General features: G+C 27.3%; 1 pseudogene. It reads right to left on the bottom strand.

The features are described 5' to 3' along the window. Positions 1-571, bottom strand: a pseudogene (locus FE392_RS20980) (hypothetical protein); the annotation flags it as partial.

The following is a 571-nucleotide window of genomic DNA, read 5'->3' as shown; positions in this document are numbered from 1 at the left end:
TCATATTCACTACCTTGAGATTTATGAACTGTAAATGCATAAGCTGGTACAATATTAACTGTATCTAAATATCTATAAAACACTTGCCTATCTTCAAAATCCAATTGAATTAAAATACCTTTATCATCATGATCAACAATTTTACCAGTATCACCATTATAAACCCTTCTAGATGAATCATTAGCAATGATCATGACTCTATCACCGATTTCATAACAATAATCATTAAAACACTTCGTAATTTTATCCTTATTAGCTTGAACTATTAAATTAATTTTCTTAGTCATTTTTTTTGTATTTGTTAAAATTTGATACCCCTGTTCCACAAGTGGTAAAACTAGTTTTTCTAATTGTTTTTCATCATATAATCTAAAATCAATTAATTCACGATTTAAAACTTTATATGCAAGCTCTAACACAGTATCTCCACTTCTAAAAACTTTTGTAAGTCTTATAGTATTTATAAAATCTAAACCTTCTAATTCAGGAATTACAGAAGAATCATTAACAGGTGGAAGTTGAGCATCATCACCAGCAAAAATAATCTTTGTATAACTAGGAACAGCTAATA

Origin of the sequence: Xenorhabdus santafensis, assembly GCF_033949405.1 — a bacterium.
GTDB classification, from domain to species: domain Bacteria; phylum Pseudomonadota; class Gammaproteobacteria; order Enterobacterales; family Enterobacteriaceae; genus Xenorhabdus; species Xenorhabdus santafensis.
The sequence above is the reverse complement of the archived record's forward strand: the minus strand, read 5'-3'. Positions and strand labels throughout refer to the sequence as shown.